The organism is Sandarakinorhabdus glacialis (genome assembly GCF_014643455.1).
Classification (GTDB): Bacteria; Pseudomonadota; Alphaproteobacteria; order Sphingomonadales; family Sphingomonadaceae; genus Sandarakinorhabdus; species Sandarakinorhabdus glacialis.
Map to the genome: position 1 here is coordinate 64401 of NZ_BMJM01000011.1, position 13666 is coordinate 78066.

At 66.7% G+C, this 13666-nt stretch carries 13 protein-coding genes; 11 read left to right on the forward strand and 2 right to left on the reverse strand.

Features of this window, described 5'->3' with window-relative positions:
- Positions 1 to 58 precede the first annotated feature (58 nt).
- Both IEW98_RS13595 and IEW98_RS16560 read right to left on the reverse strand, forming a co-directional pair.
- Entirely contained in the window at positions 59 to 1435 is a 1377-nt protein-coding gene (locus IEW98_RS13595; protein WP_243450768.1) for a protein adenylyltransferase SelO family protein, read from the reverse strand.
- A gap of 11 nt (positions 1436 to 1446) precedes the next feature.
- Positions 1447 to 2151 (reverse strand): TetR/AcrR family transcriptional regulator, encoded by a 705-nt coding sequence (locus IEW98_RS16560; RefSeq protein WP_243450769.1) that lies wholly within the window; start codon positions 2149 to 2151, stop codon positions 1447 to 1449.
- Between the two features lie 94 nt (positions 2152 to 2245).
- Between IEW98_RS16560 and IEW98_RS13600 the strand changes: the two genes are divergently transcribed.
- The 11 genes from IEW98_RS13600 to IEW98_RS13650 all read left to right on the forward strand — a co-directional run bounded on the left by IEW98_RS13600 (position 2246) and on the right by IEW98_RS13650 (position 13654).
- Positions 2246 to 3151, forward strand: coding sequence for an alpha/beta fold hydrolase (locus tag IEW98_RS13600; RefSeq protein ID WP_188763631.1), 906 nt, complete (start codon positions 2246 to 2248; stop codon positions 3149 to 3151).
- A complete protein-coding gene (locus IEW98_RS13605) occupies positions 3138 to 4148 on the forward strand; it encodes an NADP-dependent oxidoreductase (protein WP_188763633.1) in 1011 nt (336 codons plus the stop codon). The genes IEW98_RS13600 and IEW98_RS13605 overlap by 14 nt, the downstream gene beginning before the upstream one ends.
- An 86-nt stretch (positions 4149 to 4234) precedes the next feature.
- Positions 4235 to 6226: a heme lyase CcmF/NrfE family subunit gene (locus IEW98_RS13610; RefSeq protein ID WP_188763635.1), complete on the forward strand. Its 1992-nt coding sequence runs from the start codon at positions 4235 to 4237 to the stop codon at positions 6224 to 6226.
- Positions 6223 to 6765, forward strand: a complete 543-nt coding sequence (locus tag IEW98_RS13615) for a DsbE family thiol:disulfide interchange protein (RefSeq protein WP_188763637.1) — start codon at positions 6223 to 6225, stop codon at positions 6763 to 6765. Before IEW98_RS13610 ends, IEW98_RS13615 begins: the two co-directional genes overlap by 4 nt.
- On the forward strand, positions 6762 to 7223 hold the full coding sequence (locus IEW98_RS13620; RefSeq protein ID WP_188763639.1) for a cytochrome c-type biogenesis protein: 462 nt from the start codon (positions 6762 to 6764) through the stop codon (positions 7221 to 7223). Before IEW98_RS13615 ends, IEW98_RS13620 begins: the two co-directional genes overlap by 4 nt.
- Positions 7224 to 7244: 21 nt before the next feature.
- Entirely contained in the window at positions 7245 to 8459 is a 1215-nt protein-coding gene (ccmI, locus tag IEW98_RS13625) for a c-type cytochrome biogenesis protein CcmI (RefSeq protein WP_188763641.1), read from the forward strand.
- 141 nt (positions 8460 to 8600) lie between these two features.
- The gene (locus IEW98_RS13630; RefSeq protein WP_188763643.1) at positions 8601 to 9686 is read left to right on the forward strand and encodes an extracellular catalytic domain type 1 short-chain-length polyhydroxyalkanoate depolymerase; all 1086 of its coding nucleotides are present in this window, start codon (positions 8601 to 8603) and stop codon (positions 9684 to 9686) included.
- 179 nt (positions 9687 to 9865) lie between these two features.
- The gene (locus IEW98_RS13635) at positions 9866 to 10516 is read left to right on the forward strand and encodes a DUF969 domain-containing protein (protein ID WP_188763645.1); all 651 of its coding nucleotides are present in this window, start codon (positions 9866 to 9868) and stop codon (positions 10514 to 10516) included.
- Positions 10513 to 11466 carry a DUF979 domain-containing protein gene (locus IEW98_RS13640; protein WP_188763647.1) on the forward strand — a complete coding sequence of 318 codons (954 nt, stop codon included), beginning with the start codon at positions 10513 to 10515 and terminating at the stop codon, positions 11464 to 11466. The genes IEW98_RS13635 and IEW98_RS13640 overlap by 4 nt, the downstream gene beginning before the upstream one ends.
- Positions 11463 to 12446: a DUF2891 domain-containing protein gene (locus IEW98_RS13645; RefSeq protein WP_188763649.1), complete on the forward strand. Its 984-nt coding sequence runs from the start codon at positions 11463 to 11465 to the stop codon at positions 12444 to 12446. The genes IEW98_RS13640 and IEW98_RS13645 overlap by 4 nt, the downstream gene beginning before the upstream one ends.
- Positions 12447 to 12514: 68 nt before the next feature.
- The gene (locus IEW98_RS13650; RefSeq protein WP_188763651.1) at positions 12515 to 13654 is read left to right on the forward strand and encodes a zinc-binding dehydrogenase; all 1140 of its coding nucleotides are present in this window, start codon (positions 12515 to 12517) and stop codon (positions 13652 to 13654) included.
- Positions 13655 to 13666 lie beyond the last annotated feature (12 nt).

Sequence of the window (13666 nt, forward strand, 5' to 3'; positions counted from 1 at the left end):
CCCTCCCTTGAAGAAGGGAGGGGAGCCAGGAAGTAAGGGACTCTCCTTCGAAGGGGAGTCAGCTGGCCATGGCTTCGCCCATGCGGCGGATTTGGGCGATCTTGTTGTGGAGGGGCCGCCAGTCGTCGGTCTCGGCGATGGGGGTCCAGAGGGCTTCGACTTCGTCGATAAGCATGGTGACGGGGGCTGAGTCGGACCAGTATTCGTGGGTGGGGGCGGCGCCGGCGTAGGGCTGGATGGCGCTGTGGAAGGCGGTGAAGGGCTCGGTTTCGTAGATGCGGTCTGCGGGCGAGGGGGCGCGGCGGGTGCCGGCGCGCCAGTCGAAGAAGAAGCGGTCGGGGTTCACGGCTGAACCGACGAGGGCGGCTTCGATGGCGCGGACGAGGGCGGTGTCGGATTCGGGATCGCGGGGGGTGACGCCGAGGCGCTGGAATAGCGCGGTGGTGAGTGACGCCTGGTAGCGGGCGGGCCAGGTTTCGAGAGGGGGCTTGAGGTCCTCGAGGGGGGCGATGAGGCGGAGGGCGCCGGCGAGCTGATAGGCGTTCCACTGCATGGCTTCGGGTTGGCGGCCGAAGCTGTAGAGGCCGTGATGGTCGAAATAGGCGGCGGTGAAAATGGGGTCCCACGACGGCGTGAAGCGCCAGGGGCCGTAGTCGAAGCTTTCGCCGGTGATGTTGATGTTGTCGGTGTTAAGGACGCCGTGGACGAAACCGGCGGCCATGAATTGGGCGGCAAGGCGGGCGCTGGTGGTGACCGCGTGATCCAACAGGCGGGCGGCTGGGCTTGGACCGTCGGCGTCGGTAACAAAATGCTCCAATGCATACGCGACGAGTCGCGACATGGCGGTTTCGTCCTTGAGCCAGGCCTGGCGCTGGAAGCTGCCGTAGCGGATATGGCTGTGGTTGAGGCGGACGAGGACGGCGCTGCGGGTCGGGCTGGGCTCGTCGCCGCGGTCGAGGTCTTCGCCGGTTTCGATGACCGAGAAGGTGCGGCTGGTATCGAGGCCGAGGGCTTCGAGCATTTCGGTGGCGAGGATTTCACGGACGGCGCCCTTGAGTGTCAGGCGACCGTCGCCGGCGCGGCTCCACGGGGTGGTGCCCGAGCCCTTGGTGCCGAGGTCCATGAGGCGACCGCGATTGTCGAGAAGCTGGGCGAAGAGAAAGCCGCGGCCGTCGCCGAGATCAGGGTTGTAGGTGCGGAACTGGTGTCCGTGGTAGCGCATGGCGAGCGGCTGTTCGAGGCTGGCTTCGAGCGGCTGGAAGCGGCCGAAATGGGCCAGCCATTGATCGCCCGTTAGCGTGTCGATGCCGATCTGCGCGGCGGCACGGTCGTTTCGGAAGCGCAGGATGGTCTGCGGGAAATCGGCGGGGGCGACGGCATCGAAGAAGGCGTCGCCGAGCGCGAGGATGGCCCGGCTGGGGCGATAGGTCGTCAAGGGCCCGGCCGTCAGGCGGTGGGGTAGCTGCAGGCGGCGCGGACGAAACGGACGGTTTCCTTTTCGACGCGGGCGGCTTCTTCCGGGGTGGCGGCGGTCAGGATGCGGTCGATGGCGTCGCCGACGATGTGGTGGGTAAACGACGCGGCGAGCTCGATATCGACACCGGTAATGCCGCGCTTTGCCATCGAAAGACCCATCTGGCGATATATCCATTCGGTCGTGATCGCCTTGGCGGCATGGTAGAAAGGTTCGGCATCGGCACTGTGCTCGAGCTTTGCCTTGGGGCCGGTATCGACGCAGCTTTCGATGATGTTGTCCCAAATCATGTTGCTGCGACAAAATTCGAAGACGCGGGGGATGATGATGCCGGGCTCGAGATCGACGAGGGCGTCGCCCTGCTCCATATATTCGATCATCATCTTGCCGTGGCGGATGCCGAGTTCGGCGAGCAGCGCCTTTTTCGAGCCGAAATGGTAGAAGATCGAGCCTTCGGAGACATCGGCTTCGCGGGCGATGTCGGCGGTGCCGGTGCTGGCGAAACCCTTGGTCGAGAACAGCATATGGGCGGCGGCAAGGACGCGCTGCTTGGTTTCGGCGGGGTCGTAGCGCCGAGCCCGGGAGTCGCCGCGCGATTCGGTTCGGGATTCGGCTTTGGCGTCGGGCCGGGTGGCCGAAGATTCAGCGATACGGGAATCGGTTGCGCGCGTTGCCACTGAGCGAGTTCTTCCTTATTCCCCCCCGGGAGCGGTGCTTATAGCGCGCCAGCTTAGTCCTAGTCAAAATTAGCGGCGGGAGGGGCGGCGAAGGATGACAGCCGGATCCGGAGATGAGGGCGCGAGCTGGACCGACGGCTGGTATTGGTCGGGTGATGGCATTCGCCTGCATTGGCGGGAAATCGGGATTGGCGAGGGGCGCCCGGTGGTGCTGTGCATTCCGGGGCTGACGCGGACGGCGCGGGATTTCGATGCCTTGGGGGAACGGCTGGCGCCGGAGTGGCGGGTGGTCGCGGTCGATCTGCGTGGGCGCGGCGATTCGGCCTGGCCGAAGGATTCGTTGACGTATGTGCCGTTGTCTTATTTGCTCGATTTGCGGTTGCTGATCGAGGCGGCGGCGATTGGTCGGTTCGTCGTGGTGGGCTCGTCGGTGGGTGGTGCGCTGGCGATGCAGCTTACGACCGGACACGGCGCGATGATTGCCGGGGCGGTGCTCAACGATATCGGGCCGGATATCGAGCCGGCGGGGTTGCAGCGGCTGCGCGCCAATGTCGGGCGGCAGGCGAACTGGCCGACCTGGGTGCATGCGGCGCGCGACCTCGCGGTGCGCAACGGCGAGCGCTATCCGGAATGGGAGCTGGGCGAATGGATAGGGTTTGCCAAGCGGCTGTGCCGGCTGAGCGCATCGGGGCGGGTGGTGTTCGATTATGATGCGCGGATCGCCGAGCCGTTCCGCCTGCCGCATGGCGATGCCGGGATCGACCTGTGGACGGCGCTGGATGGGCTGCGGGATGTGCCGGTGCTGAGCCTGCGCGGCGAACGGTCCGATGTGCTGAGCCGAGCGACGCAGGCGGCGATGGCGAAGCGGCTGCCCGACTTGAGAGTGGTGGAGGTGCCGGGCGTAGGCCATGCTCCGACGCTGGCGGAACCGGCGGCGGTGGCGGCGGTCGATGCGCTGTTGAACGATGTGATGCGGGAGAGAGACAATGACCGAGCGTAATGTCTGGCGGCTGGCGAAGCGACCGGTGGGCGATATCGCCGATGGCGACCTTGTTTATGCAGCAGAGGCTGTGCCGGCGCTCGAGGAGGGTCAGTTTGCGCTGCGGGTGATCTATCTGTCGCTCGATCCGACCAATCGCATCTGGATGAGCGACCAGGAGCAATATATGCCGCCGGTGGTGGTGGGCGCGGCGATGCGCGGCGGGGTTTGCGGCCGGGTGATCGAGAGCCGCAGGGACGGCGTCGCCGTGGGCGATCTTTATGCGGGGCTGGGCGAATGGGCCGATGTGATGGTGACCGACGGCACCGGGATGGGGCAGTTGCCGGAGATTCCGGGGGTGCCGCTGGCGGCGGCGTTCGGGACATTGGGGCTGGTTGGGCCGACGGCGTATTTCGGGTTGCTTGATATCGGGCAGCCGAAGGCGGGCGAGACTTTGGTGGTCGGCGCGGCGGCGGGCGGAGTCGGGCAGATTGTTGGGCAGATCGGCAAGATCATGGGGTGCAAGGTCATCGGCATCGCCGGCGGCAAGGCCAAGTGCGACTATGTGGTCAATGAACTCGGGTTCGATGCGTGCATCGATTACAAGTCGCAGGATGTCGGGGCGGAGCTCGACCGGTTGGCGCCGGAGGGGGTCGATATCAATTTCGAGCAGGTTGGCGGCGACATCATGGTGCAGGTGCTGAAGCGGATGAAGCTGTTCGGACGGATGCCTTTGTGCGGGTTGATCAGCCAGTATAACGACGTCGACGGCGCCGACGAGCCGGGGTTCTGGACGATGATGCTGATGCGGCGGTTGAGCGTGCGCGGCTTTATCGTGACCGATTTTGCGGCGCGGTTCGGGGAAAGTGGCCAGGCGCTGCTGGGCTGGATGTTGGAAGGCAAGTTGAAGACGCGGCAGGATATCCGGCCGGGGCTCGCGAATGCGGCGAGCGCGGTGAAGGAGCTTTATAGCGGCGGCAACTTCGGCAAGCTGCTGGTCGAGGTGACGCCGCCGTGATGCGGGGCTGATGACTGCGACGGCGATGCCCGCTGTTTTTCGGTGCGTGACCGGCTAGGGTTGCCGGTGAGAGGACCCGCGTAACGATGATTGCCGAGATCGGCCATTTTGCCCTTATCCTGGCGCTGCTGACGGCGTTGGCGCAGGCGATCCTGCCGATGGTCGGGGCGGTGCGCGGCGATACTTCGCTGATGTTGTTCGGGCGGACCGCGGCGCAGATGCAGGCGGTGCTGGTGGTGATCGCCTTTGCCGCGTTGATGACGAGTTTCGGGCAGGCGGATTTTTCCGTGGCGCTGGTCGCCCAGCATTCCTCGCTGACCCAGCCGCTGGCGTATCGGCTGGCGGCGACATGGGGCAACCACGAAGGCTCGATGGTGCTGTGGGTGGTGATCCTGGCGGTGTTCGGTGCGGCGATCGGGCGGTATGGCGACAATCTGCGGCCGAGTTTGCAGGCTCGGGTATTGTCGGTGCAGGCGATGATCGGGGTCGCGTTCCTGGCGTTCTCGCTGTTCACCTCGAACCCGTTCGAGCGGCTGTTTCCGGTGCCGGTGGACGGGGCGGAATTGAACCCGTTGCTGCAGGATCCGGGGCTCGTTTTCCATCCGCCGCTTTTGTACCTGGGGTATGTCGGGTTCTCGGTGACGTTCAGCTTTGCGGTGGCTGCGCTGCTCGAGGGGCGGGCCGATGCGGCGTGGGCGCGGTGGATGCGGCCGTGGGTGCTGGCGGCGTGGATCCCGTTGACGCTGGGCATCGCGCTGGGGTCGTTCTGGGCTTATTATGAGCTGGGCTGGGGTGGCTGGTGGTTCTGGGACCCGGTCGAGAATGCGTCGTTGATGCCGTGGCTGCTGGGGACGGCGTTGCTGCATTCGGCGATCGTCACCGAAAAGCGGCAGGCGCTGGCGGGGTGGACGATATTGCTGGCGATCCTGGCATTTTCGCTGAGCTTGATCGGGACGTTTTTGGTGCGATCGGGGATATTGACCTCGGTGCATGCGTTCGCGGTCGATCCCGAGCGGGGGGTGTTCATCCTGGCGATGATCATCGGGTCGACGGGGACGGCGCTGGCGCTGTTCGCGTGGCGGGCGCCGCTGCTGAAGTCCGGCGCGCTGTTCTCGGGGGTGAGCCGCGAGGCCGGGTTGACGCTGAATAATCTGTTCCTGATGGCGGTGACGGCGGTGGTGTTTCTGGGGACATTTTACCCGGTGATCATGGAGGCGGTGAGCACCGACAAGATTTCGGTCGGTCCGCCCTATTACAATCTGGTGTTCGTGCCGTTGACGGTGCCGCTTTTGCTGCTGGTCACCGTGGGGCCGATGCTGGCGTGGAAGCGCGATACGCTGGGCAGCCTGTGGGGCAAGTTGCGCCAGCCGCTGTTGCTGACGTTGGCAGTCTGGGCAGCGCTGTGGCTGGCGCTCGGGTGGAAGAACTCGCTGTCGGCGTTCGGCTTTGCGCTTGGGTTCTGGCTGATTTTGGGCGGGCTGCTGATCTTGATGAAGCGCTGGCGGGGCGGGGCGGGGTTTTCGATGCGGCTGGTGCGGACGACGCCGGCGGCGGTGCTCGGCATGGCGCTGGCGCATGCCGGGCTGGGGGTGACGACGGTCGGCGTGACGGCGATGGCGGGGTTTGCCGAATCGAAGATCCTGGTGATGCGGGCGGGCGAGACGGCTGTGCTGGGGCCGCTGGCGGTGACGCTCGAGCGGGTCGGCATGGCGAATGGGCCGAATTATGAGGCGGTGCAGGCGAAGTTCGTGGTGCGGCAGGGGCGCGGGGCGCGGGCGCTGACGAGCGAGAAGCGGTTTTATCCGGTCAGCCGCAACCAGACCACCGAGGCCGGGATCGGCGTGGGCTTCCTTGGCAACAGCTATATCGCCATCGGCGACGAGCAGTCGGATACGCGGGGCAAAGGGCTGGTGGTGCGGATCTATCATCATCCGATGGTGGGATGGATCTGGTTCGGGGCGCTGATGATGGCGATGGGCGGGGCGGCGAGCCTTGCCGACCGGCGGTTCCGGATCGGGGCGCCGAGCCGGCTGCCTTCGCGCGTGGCAATGCGGCCTGATATGGTGCCGGCCGAATGAGCCGGTGGCTGTTCATCGTGCCGGTCATCGCCTTTATCGGGTTGGTGGCGTTCCTGGGCATCGGGTTGACCAAGGACCCTTCGGCGCTGCCGTCGCAGCTCATCGACCGGCCGTTGCCGCAATTCGCCTTGCCGGGGATTGCCGATACGCCGGGCGGTGGGCCGGGGTTTGCGTCGGCGGCGCTGAAAGGCGAGCCGATGCTGCTCAATATCTTTGCCAGCTGGTGCGCGGCGTGCCCGCAGGAGCATCCGGTGTTGACGCGGATTTCGGGCGAAGGCGTGCCGGTCTACGGGCTGGCGTGGAAGGACAAGCCGGCGGATACGCGCGGCTGGCTGGCGAAATGGGGCAATCCCTACAAGGCGGTGGCCGCCGATGAGGCCGGGCGGACGGCGATCGACCTGGGTGTGACGGGAGTGCCGGAGACGTTCGTCATCGATGGCCGGGGGCGGGTCCGGTTCAAGCAGGTCGGGCCGATTTCGGTGGAGACCTGGGAAGGCACGATCAGGCCGCTGATGGCCAGGCTGCGGGCCGAGGCATGAGGTGGCTTTTGCTGCTTTGGGTGCTGATCAGCGCTCCGGTGCTGGCGGTCTTGCCAGGCGAGATGCTGAAGGACCCGGTGCTCGAGGCGCGGGCGCGGGTGATCTCGCAGGAATTGCGCTGCGTGGTGTGCCAGAACCAGTCGATCGACGAGAGCGATGCGCCGCTGGCGGGTGACTTGCGGATCGTCGTGCGCGAGCAGCTGACGCTGGGGCGCAGCGACGCCGAGATCATGGATTACGTGGTGGCGCGCTATGGCAATTTCGTGCGGTTGCGCCCGCCGGTCGAGCCGGCGACATGGGTGCTGTGGCTGGGACCGTTCGTGCTGCTCGGCGGCGGCGGGCTGGCGCTGCTGTCGTGGCAGCGGCGGCGCAGCGTGCCGGCGGAGGTGGCGCCGCTGAGCGAGGCCGAGCTGGCCGAGATGGCGGCACTGTCGCCCGAACCGCCGCTCGAGCGCTGAATTGCGGAATAGAAAGCCCTGATGATTCTCTGGATTATACTGACCGTCATGGCGGCCATCAGCGCTGCTGTCCTGACCATTCCGCTGGTGCGCCGGCATGAGGCGCGGGCCGATGCGCGGACGGCGACGATCGCGGTGCTGCGCGACCAGCTGGGGGATGTCGATGTCCAGCTGGCGGCGGGGACGATCCCGCCGGGCGACGCCGAAGGGCTGCGCACCGAGATCAAGCGGCGCATGTTGGCGGCGGGCCATATTGCCGAGGATGGCGGCCGGCCGGTGGGATCGAAAGCGCTGGCGCGGCTTGCGATCGGACTGGCGGCGGTGACCGGGCTGGCGGCGGCGGCGATCTATGCCGGGATGGGGCAGCCCGGATTGCCGGGGACGGGTGCGGTCGCTGGGGCGGTTGGAGCGGGGGCTGTTGCCGATCCGGGAGAAGCGCAGGTGGCCGGGCTGGTTGCCGGGCTCGAGGCGAAGATGGCTCAGAACCCGGGTGATCCGGACGGCTGGCGGATGCTGGGCTGGGCTTATTTCCAGACCGGGCGATTTGCCGAATCAGCGCAGGCCTATGGCAAGGCGATCGCGTTGAAGGCGGACGGTACGGGGTATCAGTCGGCGTATGGCGAGGCGCTGGTGCAGGCGGCGAACGGCCAGGTGACGCCGGCGGCGGTGGCGGCGTTTTCGGCGGCGAAGGCGCAGGACGGCGCCGATGCGCGGGCGCGGTATTTCCTTGGGGTGGCGAAGCAGCAGGGCGGCGATGCGCGGGGGGCTCTCGACGAGTGGATTTCGCTGCTGGGCGAGTCGGCGACCGATGCGCCGTGGGTGCCGCAACTGCGCGGTGTGATCGAGCAAACGGCGGCGGCTGCGAAGATCGACGTGGCGGCGCGGCTTGCGGCGCTGCGGCCGCCGGTCAGCGGCGGGGCGACGGTCGCGGCGCCGCCGATGGGTGTTGCCGGGACGCCGGGGCCCACGGCAGCGCAGGTCGAGGCGGTCACGGCGATGCCGGCGGCGGACCAGGGCGCGATGATCCAGGGCATGGTCGACGGGTTGGCGAAACGGCTGGCGGCGAACCCGCGCGATGAGGCCGGCTGGTTGCGATTGATGCGGGCGCGGGTCGTACTGGGCGATGCCGCGGCGGCGGGAAAGGCGCGCGACGATGCCGTGGCGGCCTTTGCCGGTGACGTTGCGGCGCAGGGGCGGATTCGGGCAGCGGCGGCCGGATTGGGCATCACGGGCTGAACCATCGGCGAAGTCGGGCGTTGGAGGCAGTCGGCGATTTATGCTGCACTGCGGCATAACCGTTGTTAGTATGCGACGAATGAGTCGCGCCAGCATTGTGGCAATGTGAAACCGGCGTTTAATTCGGCCAAGGATGCGAACATGCGAACCCTCGGAGATACGATCGGACGGCTGGCGGCGCACCGGGCGTCGGCGGCACAGGCCGATTTTGCACAGCCCGGCGCCGACAGGTTGAGCGACCTGGCAAATTTCGGCAGCAACCCCGGGGCGTTGAAGGCCCGGTGTTTCGTGCCGGTCGACCTGCCCGACGATTCGCCGCTGGTGGTAGTGCTGCATGGTTGTACCCAGACGGCGGCGGGTTACGACGCCGGGTCCGGATGGTCGGTATTGGCCGAAGCGCAGGGTTTTGCGCTGCTGTTCCCCGAGCAGGTGCGCGGCAACAATGCCAATTTGTGCTTCAACTGGTTTGTGCCGGGTGACATTGTTCACGGCGCCGGCGAGGTGCTGTCGATCCGGCAGATGATCGATACGATGGTCAAGCTGCATGGGCTCGACCGTCGGCGGATTTTCGTGACCGGCCTGTCGGCGGGCGGGGCGATGGCGATGGCGATGCTGGCGACGGCACCCGAGGTGTTTGCCGGCGGGGCGATCATCGCCGGGCTGCCCTATGGCACGGCAAAGACGATGCCCGAGGCGTTTGACCGGATGCGCGGCATGGGTTTACCCGATGCCGAGGCGACGGCGAAACTGGTGCGCGCGGCGAGCGCGCATGTCGGCGAGACGCCGTGGCCGGTGCTGTCGGTGTGGCAGGGCAGCGCCGACAAGACCGTCGACGCAGCCAATGCCCAAGCGATCATCGGTGGATGGGCGGCGCTCCACGGTGTGTCGGTGACGGCCACCGAGCAGCAGGAGGTCAATGGCCATGTGCGGCGGGTGTGGCGCGACACGGCCGGCAAACCGGTGATCGAGGCATTTGCGATCGGCGGCATGGCGCATGGCACGCCGATCGGCGAGGGCGCGGGCGCACCGGCGCCGTTCATGCTCGATGCGGGAATTTCCTCGACGCTGCGGATCGCGGCGTTCTGGGGGATTGCGCCGGCGGTGGCCGAGGGCACGGCAGCGGCGGCAGGGCCGGAGCCGGTGGCGCCGAACGCGGAGTTTGCGGGTTTTGCCGGTCCGGGCGCGATGATCGAGCAGGCGCTGCGGAGTGCGGGGCTGATGCGCTGAGGCGCTGGTGTTGCTCGGGGAGCAGCGGTATCAGGGCGGGTGATCCTGGGGGTGCCGGTGCGTAAGGGTGTTGCTGGCGAGTGGAGGCTTTGTGTCGGCATGCCGGAGATGGGCCCCGGCCTTCGCCGGGGTGACGGCTATTTGGGGCAAGTTCGGGCGCTTTCCGGCTTGAAACACTGATGTGGCCGTTGATCGGCATTGCCGTCGTCATCCTGGGGTTTGCGCTGCGGCTGAACCCGTTGCTGGTGGTGATGGCGGCGGCGCTGGCGAGCGGCGTGGGGGCGGGGCTCGATGTGCTCGCGGTGATTGCGGCGTTCGGCAAGGCGTTCAATTCCAATCGCTACGTCAGTGCGCCGTGGATCATCCTGCCGGTGATCGGCTTGCTGGAACGCGCCGGGTTGCGGGAGCGGGCGCGGGATGTCGTCGGCGGGATTGCGGCGGCGACGACGGGGCGATTGCTGCTGGTTTACCTGATGTTGCGTCAGGCGACGTCGGCGGTCGGACTGACGGCGATCGCCGGACATGCGCAGACGGTGCGGCCGCTGGTGGCGCCGATGGCCGAGGCGGCGGCGGTGCGGGCCGATCCTGAGCTCGACGAGGTGGGCCGGCAGAAGGTGCGCGCGATGGCGGCGGCGACCGACAATATCGGGATGTTCTTCGGCGAGGATATTTTCCTCGCGGTGGCGTCGATCCTTTTGATCAAGGGATTCCTCGAAGCCAACGGCATCATCGTGGCGCCGTTGCAGCTGTCGGTGTGGGCGATCCCGACGGCGGTGTTTGCGCTGTTGATCCACGGCTTTCGGTTGTTGCGGATGGACCGCAGGAAGTGATCGGGCTGGGGTTTCTTTACACGATTGCGGGGGTGCTGTTTGCGGCGTGGAGCCTGCTGACGTTGCGCGATGCGAGCCATCCGCGGCGCTGGGGAAGTGCGGCGTTCTGGGGGCTGATCTCGGTGAGCTTTCTTGCTGGTGACTGGCTTGGTGATCTGGGCAATGGCGTGCTGGTGCTGGTCTTGGTGGGGCTGGCTGGGACTGGGCAGGTAGCGCGGGGAAATCCGCCGACATCGAGCGCGCCGGAGCGTGAGGCGAGTGCGATCAGCCGTGGTAACCGGCTGTTCTTGCCCGCGCTGCTCGTGCCGGTGACGGCGTTGGTGGGGACGCTCGGGTTCGGTTATCTGAACTTTGACGGCGCGCCGCTCGTGGATCCGAAGCAGGTCACTTTGGTCAGCCTGGGGCTGGGGGTGGTGATCGCGATTGTCGTCGTCATGCGCTGGTTGCGGCCGCCGGCGCTGGCGCCGCTGCACGAGGGCCGGCGTTTGGTCGAGGCGATCGGCTGGGCGATCTTGCTGCCGCAGATGCTCGCCAGCCTGGGCGCGGTGTTCGCGTTGGCGGGGGTGGGCAGCATCATCGGCGGGATTGCCGGGAATGCGATTCCGCAGGGGTCGCCATTTCTGGCGGTGCTGGCGTTCACGTTGGGGATGGCGGGGTTCACCATGATCATGGGCAATGCCTTTGCGGCGTTTCCGGTGATGATGGCAGCGGTGGGGCTGCCGGTGCTGGTCATCGGACTGGGGGGCAATCCGGCGATCGTGGCGGCGATCGGCATGCTGGCAGGGTTCTGCGGGACGTTGATGACGCCGATGGCGGCGAACTTCAATATCGTGCCGGCGATGCTGCTTGAGCTCGATGATCGTAACGCGGTGATCAAGGCGCAGGTGGCGACGGCGCTGCCGCTGCTGGCGATAAATACCCTGCTTATCTGGGGGTTGGCGTTCCGATGATGTTGGATGAGGCGCTGGCCGGGCGGATGGCGCGGATCGCGCTGGGGCATGTGACGCGGGAATATCCGCACAAGCTCGATCATGTGATGGATGGGCCGGGGGATGCGCGGACCCCGCAGGATCTGCACCCGATGTTCTATGGCAGTTTCGACTGGCATAGCTGTGTTCATGGCTGGTGGTTGCTGATGCGGCTGGCGCGGCGGTTTCCGGGGCATGACGCGGCGGGCGAGACCTTGGCGTTGGCGGGGGAGACTTTTACCGCGGACAAGGTCGCGGCCGAGATGGCGTATCTGGCGGCGCCGTCGTCGCGGGGATTCGAGCGGCCTTATGGCTGGGCGTGGTTGCTGGCGCTGCATGGCGAGGTGGCGGGGACGGCTTCCGGAGAGGTGCTGGCGCCTTTGGCGGGGGAGTTCGCGGGGCGGTTGAAGGCGTATCTGCCGCTGTTGACCTATCCGATCCGGACGGGGGCGCATGGCAATACGGCGTTTGCGCTGGTTTTGGCGGCGGATTGGGCGCGGGTGCATGATGCGGGATTGCTGGCGTTGATCGAGGGGCGGGCGCGGGACTGGTTCGGGGCGGATCGGGGGGCGGTTGCCTGGGAGCCGGATGGGGACGCGTTCTTGTCGCCGACGCTGGTGGCGGGGCTGGCGATGGCGCGGTTGCTGCCGGGTGGCGCGTTTCGGGATTGGTTTGCGGCGTATTTGCCGGACGCGGCAGACGGGCGCCCGGCGAGCTTGTTTGCGCCGGCGCGGGTGAGTGACCGGAGTGACGGGAAAATCGCGCATTTGGATGGGCTTGCGCTGTCACGGGCCTGGTGCTGGCGCGGGATTGCGGCGGTACTGGATGGGGACGATCCTGCGCGCGTGGCGGCTTTGGCGGCGGCGGAAGTGCATCTTGGGGCGGGGTTGCCGCATATTGCTGGCGACTATGCTGGGGAGCACTGGCTGGCGAGCTTTGCCTTGCTCGCGCTGGATGATTGATGCGTTGACAGCGGCGGGGGCTGGGGCGATGCCGGGCAAGTTTAACAAACTACCTTGGGAGATGGACGATGGCGAACGAGACCCCGACGACTGGCCTGGAACTGCGATCGCTGGTGAAATCGGAAGGCGTGCTCGAGCTTTCGCTGGCCGAAGTGCCCGTTGCGGCGCCCGGGCCGGATGAGGTTGTGGTGCGGATCGAGGCTTCGCCGATCAATCCGTCCGACCTGGGGTTGCTGGTCGGGGCGGCGGACATGTCGACGGCGGTGCAGTCCGGGACCGCCGATCGCCCGGTGGTGACGGCGAGCATCCCGCCGCAGTTCATGCGGGCGATGGCGGCGCGGACCGGCGAGTCGATGGCGGTCGGCAACGAGGCGGGCGGCGTGGTGATCGCGGCGGGGTCGTCGCCGGCGGCGCAGGCGCTGATCGGCAAGACCGTGGGGATCATTGGCGGGGCAATGTATGCGCAGTACCGGGTGGTTCGTGCGGTCGAATGCCTGGTGCTGAAAGACGGGGCGACGGCCGAACAGGGGGCTTCGTGCTTCGTCAACCCGTTGACATCGCTCGCAATGACCGAGGTGATGCGGAGTGAGGGGCATACGGCGCTGGTGCATACGGCGGCGGCTTCGAACCTGGGGCAGATGCTCAACAAGATCTGCATCAAGGACGGGATACAGTTGGTCAACATCGTCCGGAGTGCCGAACAGGCGAAGATCCTGCGTGAGATCGGCGCGGTGCATGTGGTCGATTCGAGCTCGCCGACTTTCATGGAGGATCTGGTTGGGGCACTGGTCGAGACTGGGGCGACAATTGCTTTCGATGCGATCGGCGGCGGCAAGCTGGCGGGACAAATTTTGACGGCGATGGAGATCGCAGCGAACAAGACGGCGAAGGTTTATAGCCGTTATGGATCAACGACTTACAAGCAGGTGTATATTTATGGTGGGCTCGATACCCGGCCGACCGAGCTGAATCGCGGGTTTGGCATGGCTTGGGGGCTGGGTGGCTGGTTGCTGACGCCGTTTTTGCAGAAGATCGGTGCGGCGGAGGCGAACCGGTTGCGGCAGCGGGTTGTGGATGAGCTGACGACGACGTTTGCCAGCCATTATACGGCGCGGGTTTCGTTGGCCGGGGCGCTGACGTTGGAGGCGCTAACGGCTTATAATGCCAAGGCTACAGGAACGAAGTATCTGATCACGCCGCAGGTTTAGAAAGGTAGCTGG

What these genes read in the sequence shown, in the direction of transcription:
- IEW98_RS13600 (WP_188763631.1), top strand. Translation starts at nt 2,246, where the DNA reads ATGACAGCCGGATCCGGAGATGAGGGCGCGAGCTGGACCGACGGCTGG.
- IEW98_RS13605 (WP_188763633.1), top strand. Translation starts at nt 3,138, where the DNA reads ATGACCGAGCGTAATGTCTGGCGGCTGGCGAAGCGACCGGTGGGCGAT.
- IEW98_RS13610 (WP_188763635.1), top strand. Translation starts at nt 4,235, where the DNA reads ATGATTGCCGAGATCGGCCATTTTGCCCTTATCCTGGCGCTGCTGACG.
- IEW98_RS13615 (WP_188763637.1), top strand. Translation starts at nt 6,223, where the DNA reads ATGAGCCGGTGGCTGTTCATCGTGCCGGTCATCGCCTTTATCGGGTTG.
- IEW98_RS13620 (WP_188763639.1), top strand. Translation starts at nt 6,762, where the DNA reads ATGAGGTGGCTTTTGCTGCTTTGGGTGCTGATCAGCGCTCCGGTGCTG.
- ccmI (WP_188763641.1), top strand. Translation starts at nt 7,245, where the DNA reads ATGATTCTCTGGATTATACTGACCGTCATGGCGGCCATCAGCGCTGCT.
- IEW98_RS13630 (WP_188763643.1), top strand. Translation starts at nt 8,601, where the DNA reads ATGCGAACCCTCGGAGATACGATCGGACGGCTGGCGGCGCACCGGGCG.
- IEW98_RS13635 (WP_188763645.1), top strand. Translation starts at nt 9,866, where the DNA reads ATGTGGCCGTTGATCGGCATTGCCGTCGTCATCCTGGGGTTTGCGCTG.
- IEW98_RS13645 (WP_188763649.1), top strand. Translation starts at nt 11,463, where the DNA reads ATGATGTTGGATGAGGCGCTGGCCGGGCGGATGGCGCGGATCGCGCTG.
- IEW98_RS13650 (WP_188763651.1), top strand. Translation starts at nt 12,515, where the DNA reads ATGGCGAACGAGACCCCGACGACTGGCCTGGAACTGCGATCGCTGGTG.